9 protein-coding genes and 3 pseudogenes are annotated in these 13,277 nt (G+C 41.5%); 6 read left to right on the forward strand and 6 right to left on the reverse strand.

From position 1 onward, the window contains the following. Positions 1-91: 91 nt before the first annotated feature. Positions 92-607 (reverse strand): annotated as a pseudogene (locus tag JFY74_10330) (transposase). Between the two features lie 136 nt (positions 608-743). Beyond that, a pseudogene (locus JFY74_10335) lies at positions 744-898 on the reverse strand (IS3 family transposase). Between the two features lie 723 nt (positions 899-1,621). On the opposite strand from JFY74_10335, the gene JFY74_10340 reads away from it, so the two are divergent. The 5 genes from JFY74_10340 to JFY74_10360 all read left to right on the forward strand — a co-directional run bounded on the left by JFY74_10340 (position 1,622) and on the right by JFY74_10360 (position 8,158). Then, the gene (locus JFY74_10340; GenBank protein QQG30376.1) at positions 1,622-2,743 is read left to right on the forward strand and encodes an extracellular solute-binding protein; all 1,122 of its coding nucleotides are present in this window, start codon (positions 1,622-1,624) and stop codon (positions 2,741-2,743) included. 699 nt (positions 2,744-3,442) lie between these two features. After that, positions 3,443-4,501, forward strand: a complete 1,059-nt coding sequence (locus JFY74_10345; GenBank protein ID QQG30377.1) for a hypothetical protein — start codon at positions 3,443-3,445, stop codon at positions 4,499-4,501. Positions 4,502-4,522: 21 nt separating this feature from the next. Next, positions 4,523-5,635 (forward strand): HBL/NHE enterotoxin family protein, encoded by a 1,113-nt coding sequence (locus tag JFY74_10350; GenBank protein ID QQG30378.1) that lies wholly within the window; start codon positions 4,523-4,525, stop codon positions 5,633-5,635. Between the two features lie 72 nt (positions 5,636-5,707). Beyond that, positions 5,708-6,397 (forward strand): hypothetical protein, encoded by a 690-nt coding sequence (locus JFY74_10355; protein QQG30379.1) that lies wholly within the window; start codon positions 5,708-5,710, stop codon positions 6,395-6,397. 198 nt (positions 6,398-6,595) lie between these two features. Continuing rightward, the gene (locus JFY74_10360; protein QQG30380.1) at positions 6,596-8,158 is read left to right on the forward strand and encodes a phosphatidylinositol-specific phospholipase C domain-containing protein; all 1,563 of its coding nucleotides are present in this window, start codon (positions 6,596-6,598) and stop codon (positions 8,156-8,158) included. A gap of 173 nt (positions 8,159-8,331) precedes the next feature. Here JFY74_10360 and JFY74_10365 read toward each other — a convergent pair whose 3' ends face one another. From JFY74_10365 to JFY74_10375, 3 genes are all read right to left on the reverse strand, one after another. Beyond that, the gene (locus JFY74_10365; GenBank protein ID QQG30381.1) at positions 8,332-10,038 is read right to left on the reverse strand and encodes a pectate lyase; all 1,707 of its coding nucleotides are present in this window, start codon (positions 10,036-10,038) and stop codon (positions 8,332-8,334) included. Positions 10,039-10,148: 110 nt separating this feature from the next. Continuing rightward, the gene (locus JFY74_10370; protein ID QQG30382.1) at positions 10,149-10,901 is read right to left on the reverse strand and encodes a porin; all 753 of its coding nucleotides are present in this window, start codon (positions 10,899-10,901) and stop codon (positions 10,149-10,151) included. Positions 10,902-11,032: 131 nt separating this feature from the next. Next, positions 11,033-11,851: a porin gene (locus JFY74_10375; protein QQG30383.1), complete on the reverse strand. Its 819-nt coding sequence runs from the start codon at positions 11,849-11,851 to the stop codon at positions 11,033-11,035. Positions 11,852-12,609: 758 nt separating this feature from the next. Here JFY74_10375 and JFY74_10380 point away from each other — a divergent pair. Next, positions 12,610-12,991 (forward strand): annotated as a pseudogene (locus tag JFY74_10380) (type III effector HrpK). Positions 12,992-13,007: 16 nt separating this feature from the next. Here the strand turns inward: JFY74_10380 and JFY74_10385 are convergent. After that, on the reverse strand, positions 13,008-13,184 hold the full coding sequence (locus JFY74_10385; GenBank protein QQG30384.1) for a hypothetical protein: 177 nt from the start codon (positions 13,182-13,184) through the stop codon (positions 13,008-13,010). Between the last annotated feature and the right edge of the window lie 93 nt (positions 13,185-13,277).

The following is a 13,277-nucleotide window of genomic DNA, read 5'->3' on the forward strand; positions in this document are numbered from 1 at the left end:
TTAATTTTTTCAAATATTCGGGATCGCTTATAAAAACTGATAAAGATTATTTGAAGGGGTTACTGGCTGAGGGATCCCCACAAAATCAGCGCTAATAAACCAACACCATACTTCGATAGGTTTTGGCGAGGTGGTTAAGAACGGTGTTCAACACCGTTCGTCTTAACATTAGCGGAGAGTGTCGCAGGACATTCTCCGCTAACGTCATATACGAGATTACCCGCCGCGATTTGATGCTGTTGGCCTGATATTTCAGGTGTAGTCCTTTATTTTCAGCTTCATAGCCCAAAAGCCAGAGAACTGCTGTTGCCAGCGTCGCGAGCAGACTCAGTACCAACAGGCGTCCTACCGTACCACTGTGACTGGCACGCAGACCAAAACCAAAGCGTTCGCTTTTCTCGTCACGAAAATTCTGTTCAATCTGCATTCTGCGGCTGTAAATTTTCATCACTTCACGCGGCTTAAATTCATCTGTACTGCTGAAAATAAGCCAGGGGTCTTTAGCTGCTGAGCGCCCGTCGCGCTCCTGCGACTTACGCTTAATACGGCAGCGGGCATGGTGATGCTTTCTGCCTTTCGCCTCTTTTTTATGCAGGTAAAAATGACCGTCACAACGGGAATACTCTGCACGGGCGAATGTACCCGGCCCGAGATATTCCGGTTTATTACTGGCCTTCAGTTCCTGTCTTCTGAACCAGTGCTCCCCCTTTCTGTTCAGTCGGAGCAGAGTCGTTCTGTAGTGGTCAAGTAATACTGGCCACAGTTTTACAGTAAGAATGGTATCTGTTCTCTGATTCTTCCGGTGTTAGCCCCCGTTGTAATGATGAGGTCTGACGCTATTGTAGTAATTCAGGATATAACCGCCGATTTGTCGCCGGGCCTCGTCCTTACCTGCGTAACTTAATCAGGTGGCCAAATTTACTGTGCCACTACAAGATTGAGGGGCGCTGTTTAGTGCATCCTGTACTTCCGGGGCGGAGTACATTTCTGCGCCAGTGTTCTGATATGACCTGTCAGGAGACTTTGGCTAGCTTTTTATATCATCAGGAGATATCTTTTTATCTTTAAAAATGGAGTTGAAATTAAATATATTCCTATTAAATAGTTTGATTCTGTATTAAATTCAGCTATCACAAATGTATTACGTTGCAAATAAAGTGTAGGTGAAAAATAAATTATGCGTAATAATTTAGGCTGTCATTACAAATTTAATTATTACCGAATAATACTATTTAAATTAAAATTATTTATAAGGTAAATAATATCCCACCTATGTTTTCATCTATCCCGTGACTGAACTGAATACAATGATTTATCCATTCAATATTTTTAACTATATTGTTCTTTTTTTCTTCGTATACGTTGTTATTTAATCCTGTAAAATAGAGGCTAAAATCCCTAGTAGGAATAGGGATTTTAGCCTTGAAAAACAGGATGTATAGCGACGAAGGCTCATGCGCTTTTGTTCTGATTTTACTTTTGACGATCGCCTATCGCCTATCGTCGATCCAATCCAGCGGATCGCTTATTCGCGATCCGCTGGTTAGACCGTTGCCGTTTTAACGGCTGCTATCTGTCGTTTGTCGGTACGGGTTTTATTCATTAAGTGAAGGAAATCACAATGCAATACACTGGGAAGTACCTGAAGAAAACAGTGCTGATGCTGGCCATGATGGCCGGGCTCAGCGTCGGGCAAAGTCAGGCGGGCGTTGAAATTGAGACGCGCTCGCTGGATCAAATCTATCAGAGTGCGTTGAGAGAAGGCGGTACGGTTACCGTTTATGCTGGTGGCGACGTGCAGTCACAGCAGGCTGGTTTCAAGCGGGCGTTTGAGACACGTTTTCCCGGCATGAAACTGAATGTGATTGTCGATTACAGCAAATACCATGACGCCCGTATTGATAACCAACTGGCGACTGGCACCCTGATTCCTGATGTGGTGCAACTGCAAACGGTGCAGAATTTCCCACGCTGGAAAAAAGAAGGTGTGCTACTGAACTACAAAGCGCGTGGCTGGGACAAAATTTATCCGGAATTTCGTGATGCAGATGGTGCCTGGACCGGTGCCTATGTCATCGCATTCAGTAATTTGGTCAATACCCAGCTTCTGGATGAAAAATCCTGGCCGCGTGAAGTTAATGACTACCTTCGTCCCAACCTGAGAGGCAATTTGATTCTGGCTTATCCGAACGACGACGATGCGGTACTGTTCTGGTACAAGCTGGTCGTGGATAAATACGGCTGGGATTTTGTGAAAAAATTGCAGGAGCAGGATCCCGTCTATGTGCGCGGCACCAACGTGCCCGGCGCTGAAATCGCGACAGGAAAATACAGCGCGACCTTTACCAGTTCCGGTGCACTTGTGCCAGCAGCCGATGCTGTGACCCGCTTTGTGCTGCCGAAGTCCGATCCTTTTGTCTCCTGGGCGCAACGTGCCGCCATCTTCAAACAGGCGAAACACCCGGAAAGTGCCAAGCTGTACCTGAGCTGGGTGCTGGATCCGCAAACGCAGACTCAGGTCTCGCGTATGTGGTCGGTGCGCACCGACGTTGAGCCGCCAGTAGGTTACAAACATATCTGGGAATACCGTAACACTCGTCCGCAGGCATTTGCTGATTTCATGTACGATCGCGGTGCGGTCGAGCGCTTCCGCGCACAGATGAGCCTGTATGTCGGTGAAGCGAAAGGCGAACCCACGCCGGGCTGGCTTGGTGTGAACCCAGAGGTGCCTCTGGTTAACTAGCACTTGAGAACCTTTAACCTATGCTGATCACATTAATAGTGGTCAGCATTGCACTATGTATAAGCATAACATCACACTTTGTTATGGTGCTCTCGTTCTGTGAATGGTAAAGCTGGGGAGGGAATCCCCCCGAAAAAGCAGAGTGTTTATAAGTGGAACTTTCTCGTAATCTGAATACAGGAGATTCTTTATGAAAAGATCCTGCTTTACTGGTGCCAGACCATCACCATTCTCAAGCAGATTGAAGCCAGCACCTATTGATTTTTCGAGAAACTACAGTTAAGGATGAAGTTATTAACTGCTACAGGCCATTTAATTTATTTGATTATCCGCAGAGTATTCAAAGCTATTTACGGTTAATAAATCACTTCACTTAGCAGCCTCATTATAATTGTACCTAAAATTTAGCAAATGTCTTATTGCTCTATTGATTAATTCACCATGTTTGGTAATATCCAGAAGCATTCTCATTTAATCGAAACTAATGTCTCTAGGGATGTTGGTTTTTATTTTTCCGTAAAATAAAAGTGGCTGATATGGGGCTGGGGTTGATTCATGGTTAGCTCATGGCTAAAGGAGATATATCGAACTTTCAAATATCCATTATCAAAAGAATTAAATCAAAATAAATAAATAGCAGTGAAATTATTAATGCATTTATCCTTCTGGTAATGCTTAATCATGTTTATGGTGAATGAAATGAGTGAAGATAATAATCTTATTGACTTAGATTTTGAGTCGGTTAAAAATGCGATTTTTTCGTTAATGAGTAAGACAATAAAGAACACCAAGCAATCTTTGTTGATTGAAGAGCAAGAGAATGTGGATCTTTACGTAACTGATCTGAATTTAAAAAATTCTCTGATATTTACGCAGAGTTCATTTAAAAATTATGCTCATGATTTTAATAATATTTCTTATTCTAAAGTTTCAAGTTTTCTTCAGTTAATTAGAATTAACAGTAATTATATATCAATCGGTTTTCAGTGTATCGCTGATGACGCTAAATTAGCATCATCTATTATAAAGAAAATCAATGATATCTACGAGAGCTCTGTCACCGTTACAGCTGAATTTGATAATGATTATAGTGATATTACGAATTTTTTTTCTAATAACATTCAAAATAGAATATCTGAATTACAAGGTTCTGACGGAATAGAAAAAACAAGGGCGGAGATTAAAAAGTGTCAGGAAAAAATGTCAGAAGATCTTGACAAAATACTAGAAATAAATAAAGACATTGGAAAAAACATTAGTAAGATAGTCGTTAAATATTTGAAAGATGCCGTTATGCCACTTCAGGCAAATAAAAAAATGAAAGATAATAGCGTGGAAAAACGTAATCTTTCCAGAGGGGAGAACGGGCTAAAAAAAGATCCGACAGACGATATAAAAATAATTGCAGATATTGGATCTGATGAGGTCGAGGTTAAAAAAATATTTGATGATATAAATGAAAATATTGTTGAATTAGACAGATTATACCAAACCCTTGCAAAGGAAAATGCAGCCATAGCTATGGCAACAACGATTGAGTTACAGTCAAATGATTTTAATAATTATTATAAAGAGATTCATCCAAAGGCTGAGGATACAGAAAAAGCGTGGTTGGATGTTTACTCTAAGTATAGTGATCTAAAAGATAGTTTGTTAAATATGAGTGAGAGTGATTCTAATGCATTATCTAAATTATGGGCTGATTTAAGTGTTTATGCAAAATATGTCAGTGATCAAATGTACATAAGTAATAACTAAATTAAACAAAAGGATAAATATATGAAAACTCAACACGTTTTACAATACGTTGATATGCGTCAAAGAGCAGATCAGCAGATTAACGATAGTAATAATCAAGTCAGTAGTGCTCTAATTGTAAACGGTTATTGTTTAGCCTTAACCGAGCAGCCTAAATTTGATTTTAGTGCTGATCCTCATTTAAAAAGTTTACAGAAAGATCTAAATGATAGTTTAGCTGATGCCATCAATCATGCGAATGATTATATAAATAACGTCCAAAATCAATGTTTAGTCACTTTGAACAATCTTTTAGATGTTTTTAACCGCACGGATGAGACGATTAAACTCTATCCCAACTCTATTGCTAGAGAGGATGTTGTAGAATCTATAAATAGCATCCATAAAAAATGCGGAGTATATCAGAATCAGTCTGAAGACTATAAAAAGCAATGTGATGATTTCAGAGAAAATATTACCAAATCGTCTGGTGATTTTTCTGGTGCTAACGATAAGGTACAAGCGGCTGTTACGGGAGACAAAGGTGAAATAACCGATTTGAATAATCAGGTCGCCGATCTTGATAAAAGAATTAATGAATTAACTGCTGGATCAGTTCTGAGTGCAATCGGCATCCTTGGTGGTGCAGTCTTGGTTTGTGTTGGTGCAGCGACAGAGGTATTTACGGGAGGGGCGGCAACCGCAGCTATTGTGGTAGGTGTGGGAGTGGTGGGGACTAGCATTGCAGGGGAGGCAGCATCAACTATTTCGCTGGTTGACTGCTATAAACAAAAAAATACACTTCTAGCTGAAATCTATAGCTTGAAGCAAGAAAGCTCCCAAGCCACAGCGGTAAATGGTCAACTACTAAGCTTAGTTCAGCACGCAAATGATGCGGCCACAGCGCTGGTTGACATCTCAAAGCAATGGACTGATTTGGCATCAAATCTTGAAATTCTAAACAAAAATCTTAACGATGCTGATAGTGATGAGAGTTTCACAGAACATCTTATTGCTTATAAATCGGCGAATCAACCGATAGAAGAATCTGCTAAGCTTCTTAAAAGCCAGTATATGCAAGTTCAACCGACAACAGATAAAACAACCTCTGTTTCTGACCAGTTAGAACAAGCAACGAAAGCATCTGCCGCATAATAATATTTTAATAAGTAAGCACCGTGTATGTTGGTGCTTACTTAATACTATCCATTTATTAATGGGGGAGTTATGCCAGGAAATACAATAAATAGCCTAAAAGAGTATTGTGAGCAATGGAAAGAATACTCGTTGAAGATAATGTTTTCTGATATTGGTACATATATGGTGATTTTAGATTATAATATCAATCAATTTCCTTTGCTTAATGCATTGCCTAACAAATTAATCTACTTCATAAACAATTCAAATAATTTAATTTCGGAGTACAAAAAAAACAGATCAAAGGATGTTTATAATAATTTGTTATCTTATGTTCTGACGTTTTGTCAAGAACAAATCCCCATTATAAATTTATGTGATAGTAAGCTTAAAGATATTAGAGTGGAGCTCACCCATGGGGTTTCAGATATAAAATCAGAACTTAATAAACTTAATTATGAATATGACTTGCTTACGAAAAAATATGAAGGCTGTGTTAAGTCAGCACCTTCTTCATCACCATTTATTATGGATCCTAGTGTATATATTATGGCTTGTATGGGGCCGGATTCTTATGAGGAATGGCTTTGTGATGGTTATTTGATAAATCGATTGAATTTTACGGAAAAGATTTTGGATGGAACCGTGGTTAATATCATTGATATTAACCAAATACTTACCCCGCTCAATGCAAAAATAGAAAACATGAAAGATGATATAAATAATGATGACGCCGATCTTGTAGAGATAATATCTTTTATTGATCAACTGGATAGCTGATTTTCTATCTGCTTTGACAAGCATGGTAAGGAACATAGCAGAAGTTGGGCGGTTTTTAGTTCTCTTAGGGTTTAGTCTTACCGTTTAAATTTTTTAAATAGTGATGCACACAAAACCTTACCAATTAGTTTCTTCTCCAATAAATAGATGTAATTTCAGACGTTTAATGAGTTCAAGAATAATATAAAAAGGTAAAAAATGAATAATAATGAAAAACAAAATATTCAATGTAGTGCCATAGGAATTTATCCAAGAGGTTCATATCAAAATCCCAAAATGTGGAATGAGGCAGGTTTTTTTGGCGATATCTATTATTATCCGGAATATAGGTACTATTTTCAGTTTTTGAGTTCAGGGAATCCATCAGTTGGTTATCGCTATTTCCCGACAAAACCTGAAAACAATGCAAATTGGAAATTTTTAGGAGGATTTAATCTGGGTCTAACAGATTGGATGTCTAGTATTCCAGATAATACATCATTAAATAAGATGTCGATACCAGGAACTCACGACAGTTGTACATACACATATACTAACGCTGTAAAAAAAGGATGGGTGAGAACCCAGAATTGGAGCATAGAAGACCAACTTAATAATGGTATTCGATTTTTAGATCTTCGTTGTAGCATCAAGAACAGTAGCGATTGTATAATTTGGATGTATCATGGAGAATATGATTTAAACATAAAATTGACTGATGTACTATCAATTTGTAAGATTTTTTTAGAGAAACATCCATTGGAAACAATACTGTTATCTATACAGAAAGAATATAACAGCTATCGTGGAGTTACCGACTCTGAATTCAGAGATTGCTTTAATTCTAATATTAGAGGGTATGAGCAATATATATGGCAACAGAGTAGAACACCCAAATTAGTCGATGTTAGAAAGAAAATGGTAATCGTTTCTCGAGTTAATGGATTAGATGGACTTCAATGGGACCAGATGAAGATAGAGGATTACAGTGATGGTGAGATCTTCACTAACTATCCAAATGAAAAAATCAAAAAAATCGAATCACATTTGGTTTTAGCAACATCAACCAATAAAAAGGTAGATGATGTTACATTCGTTACTTTCTTGAGTATAAATCCAACCAGTGACATTTTTGAAACAAATTTCAAGTTATCTAACTATATAAATGAATCAATATATACGTATTTAATGGATGGTGTTGGTATAAACTCGGAACTTACTATTAATGACACTCCTTACTTGGGAATAATTCCGATGGATTTTCCCGATAACTGTAAATATATTGTTCATGCGATAGTTAAATTTAACGATCATACAATCATTAACAATGCAAACTTGATTGATATATATAACACGGAATATAATAATTATATTTACGCCTCATCATTACTTGATGATGTTGTAAAAAATAATGCTAATAATATGAGAAAGATTGTTGGTTGGGAAACAGTAGGACAGCAAGTCTCACAGGGAAGGTGGAAAGTCATACAGGCAGATGAAGGTGTTTATTTATTCAATACATTCTATAAAGAGTTTATGTACGCAAGTTATTATGTTACAGATAATAGAAGATCTGTATGCAGTTGGATACCTGGAGTTCAGAATGAAATTGATGATGCATGCATGTGGTATATATCTAGAGTGGGTGATATGTTTATTATAAAAAATAGACGGTATGCTGAATATTTTTATGCGACATCATTAAATGATGGTGGTAATCGTCGTAAAACAGCTTGTTGGCACCCAGGAAATTTAGTCAAACAAGCCTATTTTAAGCTGTGATAAATATATACCCTAAATAATTTGAATTGTAGGCAACCAAAAATAGTAATAGAGAGCTGAAAATTCGACGGGGATACCTGGTATCGATAACTTTCAAGGTAGTTACCGTGTCCAATTTTATGAGTAAGTTGCCAATGGCAGCGAACCACCATTGGCATGTTGAGGATTAACGCTTATTTCTTGTTGTTGGGTTTCAAGGTTTCGCCAACGTTCAACAGGAAAATCTCGTTATCGCGAGTGGACACGCGAGTTGAGCCATCTTCCATACGGTAGCCACCCTCGGTGAAGCCGGCACCATTCAGGAACGGTGCAATGGACTGTGGCTGATTGCGCACTGCCGCTTCCAGCGCTAACAGGGCATAAGGCTCGATGGTATCGACATCGGCATATTGTCTGTCGGGCTCGGCCATAAAGAAGCCGTTTTGATAACGCGTGCTGATAATGTTATCGCCTATTTTTTCCGCCAGCGACAGATAGTCTTTCACTCTGCTAGCCTGATACAGATCCAGCAGCGCGAACAGAGCGTAAGGATCGTTGTTCTTGGTGGCGAGATCCACTTTAACGTCTTTACCCGGTGCTGAACCTAACTCACCTAACCCCTGTGCGCGAGCGATGCCGCGTGCGACACGCCACAGCTCGGCGTCTGGTAACACGGTATAGGCGCGAGCATAGGAAAGCAGGAATGAATTATCCGCAGGATAAGGCTTGATCACGGTACCTTTTTTGCCGTAGTAACCATCACGCGGCAGAACGTAGTTGGAAAGATCTTTGCCGTTAGCCAGCATCGGACGGAATGTGTTATCTGACTCATTGTAGGCATATTTGGCAAAGGCTTTCAGGCCATCGGTTGTCCACGTTAGCAGTTCTTTGCCTTCCGCCCCTAAATCTTTACCCAACTGGAGCTGCATGAGCGCATTTTCGGAATAGATTGTGCTGGTGCGTCCTTTCAGCATCATATTGCCTTCCAGCGCAGTGGGGCCGAATTCTGGGCCAAACTGACGCTGGGCGCGATCGCCGTATTTGGAATGCGTATCGGCATCGTCGGTAGTTTCATCGCGCTTCAGCGCCTGCGTAAACTGATACACGCCGAGTCCGGTCGCTTTATCCCGTGGCAGCACGTACTGCTGTGCCAGACGTTTTGCCCAGACCAGCGCGCCGTCTTCTTTATTGTATTTGTACAGCAGTGATGCGGAATAGATCAGATCGTTCCCCGCATTCAGGAAGCTGAGGCCTTTGGTGGCGAAGAAGGGCGGCTGTTGCTCAAACGGACTTTGCCAGAGCGCACCTATTTTTTGCCCGTATTTACCGTGGCGACTGGTTTCCATAATCTTCCAGTCATAAACGTGCGCATTCCAGAAACCGCGAATAAAGCGTGCGGTTGCGTCTTTATCGACGCTGAACATCAAATCGTAGTAGGGATAGGCATTTTTCAGCTCATGCACCATCTCTTTTTCGCTGGGGCCTTCCGGTTGCAGCGTTTTTAGATCCACAAAACGGTGGCCGCCCCAAATCAGCAGGCCGCTCTCATCCTGATAATGTTGAAAATGGTATTTCACAATCGCTTCGGCACGTTGCTTATAGCTGGGGTTGCCGCTCAGGTTACTGAGCCCGACCAGCACGCGCATCAGGTTCTGCTGTGCGGAAAAGTTGGATAACACGGCGTGGCGACCATCGGGGAAGATCCACTCCATCTGTTTGCCTGTGCGAGGATCGACACCATCAGCAAGTAATGGCGTGGGCGACTGGCCGTGATAGTGGTCGCCGGCTTTGGTCAGCACGTTATCCACATACTGATTGACGATGGTGAGGCGGTCAGGCGTCGCGGCGCTGGCCTGTAAAGCGACCAGACCCGCAAGGAGCGACAGCGCAAATTTTTTCATTTTATTTACCTGTGATGATTCATGCTTGTAATAAAGGGATCCCGCTTGATGAACAGGATCCCCGAGAAATATGGTGCAACAGTAAGCTGTTTTAGAAAGGTAAGTCGTTGTTAGAACGTATAGGTGAAGCCGACCTTTCCTTTCCCTTCACGCGATTTCACATCGCGCCCGCTGGCGACATCTTCAACGCCAACGTGGGCTGTCCAGTTGTCGTTGATGGTGTAAGCCACGTCGAAATCCTGTTGATAGTCATGTTTTTTGTTGTTTTGCAGCACGTAATCCGCGTGATAGTAGTAAGCGGTGTACACCAGCGTGAAATTGTCGAAACCTTTGTAGGCAACGCCCGCTTCATAGCGGTGACGGTGAGTGTCATCATCCGTGCTGGTACGTTTGCTGCGGGTGATTTTTCTGAGGTCGTAGCGATATTGCGCATGAAGATCCGTCTTATCAGTAACCGCCCAGGTCAGTTTCAAACCTGGCGTATAGCGGGCGCCGGAACTCTGGCTAGCGCCGATGTCGCCTACAGTGCCTTCACCGCTGGTGCCGCCGGAATAGAAGCGCGCTTCCAGATTAGGCGTCAGGGTTAATTCAGGCGTTAAGCTGTAGGCATAGCCGGTATAAAAAGCATAAGAATTCGAGACGACATCATCGATGGTCAGATCTTTATTCTTATTATAAAAATTCAACTCAACGCCAACGTACAGGCCGTTATCCATAAAATGCCGCATACCAATTTCATCACCGTGATAGCGATTCATGGTTCCCCAGCTATGTTCATAGCTGAGTTTGGTATCAGAGGCTGACGCGGAAATAGCATAAATTTGGGCAAAGAGAATACCGGCCACAAGGTAGCGTTTTTTCATTATGGGCACCATTAATATTGATCGTTAATTATGAAAACTGTGCGCTGATAGACAAAATTCATTCATGAATTCATTTTTTCACCAACATGGTAGGAAATACGGCATATTTCCTTTATAAAATTCTGTGTTTCTTAGAAAACGTAGTTGAAACCAACTTTGATTTTCCCTTGACGGCTTGATGATGTGCTGGATTGGCTAATATCATCATACTCAATGTAAGGAGTTAGCTGTTTGTTTAACTTATATTGAACTTTGAACTGATGTTCATAATCCGTTTTCCCATTATCGTAAACCGCGTATTCTCTTTCTGTGAATTCACCCTTGCTATATTTATACGATTTTGTGGTGTTATCACCGATGTAGTAGTTAAAGACGTAAGTCAGGTTAATATTATCCAAGCCAGAATACGTTACCCCTGCATCCAGACGATGACGACCAGTGTCGGATTTTGATAAATAAGATTCCCCTGCGTAACCATATTTGTCAGAGGTGGAAATAGTCGAATAGCGTGAGCTGCGAGAGGGCTTTTTATATTCATAGCGGTAGCGGCCATAAGTAGACCAGTCGCTGTTAATGCGGTAGTTATATTTCAGCCCCGGTTGATACATCATGGTGGCATTGCCGATGGAGAATTCAAAACTAGGCGTTAAGGTGGCGGCCTTGCTTAGCTTGAAGTCCTTCCCGATCACCATGCCGCCAGAGCCGCCCTGCATGTCATCATAGGCAACGTCGTAGTTGCTGTTCCCGCCTGCTGACGTACTGAATTTGACTTCGTACGACCAGCCGTTGGTTTTCTTATGAATGAGCTTAATGGAGTCTGAGTGGCGGCGGTCTTCTGTCTTCCAATTATGTTCATATTGGAAAGTGGTTTTGCCGTCGGTTTCTGCCTGAGTGAGGAAAGGTGTGAATCCGGCACAAACGATGAGTAGGTTACGTGTGTATACTTTCATTCTATCTTTCTCTTTTTTGATGAATAAATAATATTATTGACGAGCGCAGTCTCTATCTTTAAAACCAGACAGTGGATGTCATTTTTTGGGCGTAAAAATAGAATCACCAGAAATGATGATGACGCCATTTATAATGTCAGGCAGGGCTTTTTCCCTGGGTAAATCAGCTCGCTATCAATGCATCGATGACTCCTTATATACGACGTGGCTGATGAGTATTTCAATCAGCGAAATGGCTTATGCTGATGAGTGAATGTTGATAATTCCCGAGATTTACTGGTTCATCTAATTATCAGTAGACTTGATAATTAGGGTGAGTGGCATTATGGTGAAAAGAAAACGTTGTTTCATTTATGTTGATCACACATTTGGTTACTCTTTGAAATTTTTTGTAATCATTTCGTCTGATTATTGTAAGAGTCAGGAATAGGTGTGGCGGAGATCAGGGTTGTCAGGCCATAGGAAGTATCTCTTGAACGTTAGTGATGATAATGATATGTGATTGAACAACCGTTAATCTGTTATCTGACTTATTCCCGCCATCATTCCGAGAATATTCTGTGGAAAGCGATTTCCATAAAAAATGAATAAGCCGCCAATCACTATCAAATGCCCCTGAATATTGTCAGGAACTTATCGTAGTTTTACGCCACTCATCTCCACTCATACCGCGATCGGCAAATTTGCAGGCCTTTCTGTGTTCGGATGATGCGGGAGATCCGTTTGTTAAGCCTGACAACAGCAGAATGGGGACGTGAATGATCAATCGTATTGAGGGCGGAAGCCGTTGGGGAAGTGCCGCGTCTTCGGCTGCACAGCATAATACCGAGGCGAGTCGGCCGGGTGGACAGCAGGGCGTATCGCCAGCGATGCGGTCAGGCTCGCGTTCAATCGATTTTGGCGAGGCATCGCCGAGTTTCCACTGAACGCACTACGACGGCACTCATTCGTGTTTTGCCTGCGGTGCCGAACGTTGCAGACCGTTCACTCATTGCGGAACCCAAACCGCCCGTCGATCTTCAGGCGATCGATAGTTCGGCGCACAGTAACGGCAGGGCATTGGAGACATGGTCGGCACTATTGAGCGATCTGCCTGAAAATGAACGCGAAAAGGCGGCAAAAGCACTAAACCGCCCACTCCATGCTGATACGTTAGCTAAATTTCAAAACCAGGTGCAACTTCTTTCACGGGTTTTTTACACTCTTCCGGTTTGGGTTGATTCGCCGGGAGGTTTTTACAGTCCGGCGCAAGCGGATTTAACGCATCGCGATTCAGATAGAGCACAAACAGGATCAGAATGATAAGGGGGATCAGGATACGTTTTCTTTTCATGGTTATCTTTAGTTACGTTGCGGAAAATGTGGATATGTTAAAAAAACAGGAAAAATTCTAACGCGTTACGCGGCTTTTGTCTTTAGTCCGCTC

It is taken from the genome of Pectobacterium carotovorum (assembly GCA_016415585.1).
GTDB classification, from domain to species: Bacteria; Pseudomonadota; Gammaproteobacteria; order Enterobacterales; family Enterobacteriaceae; genus Pectobacterium; species Pectobacterium carotovorum_K.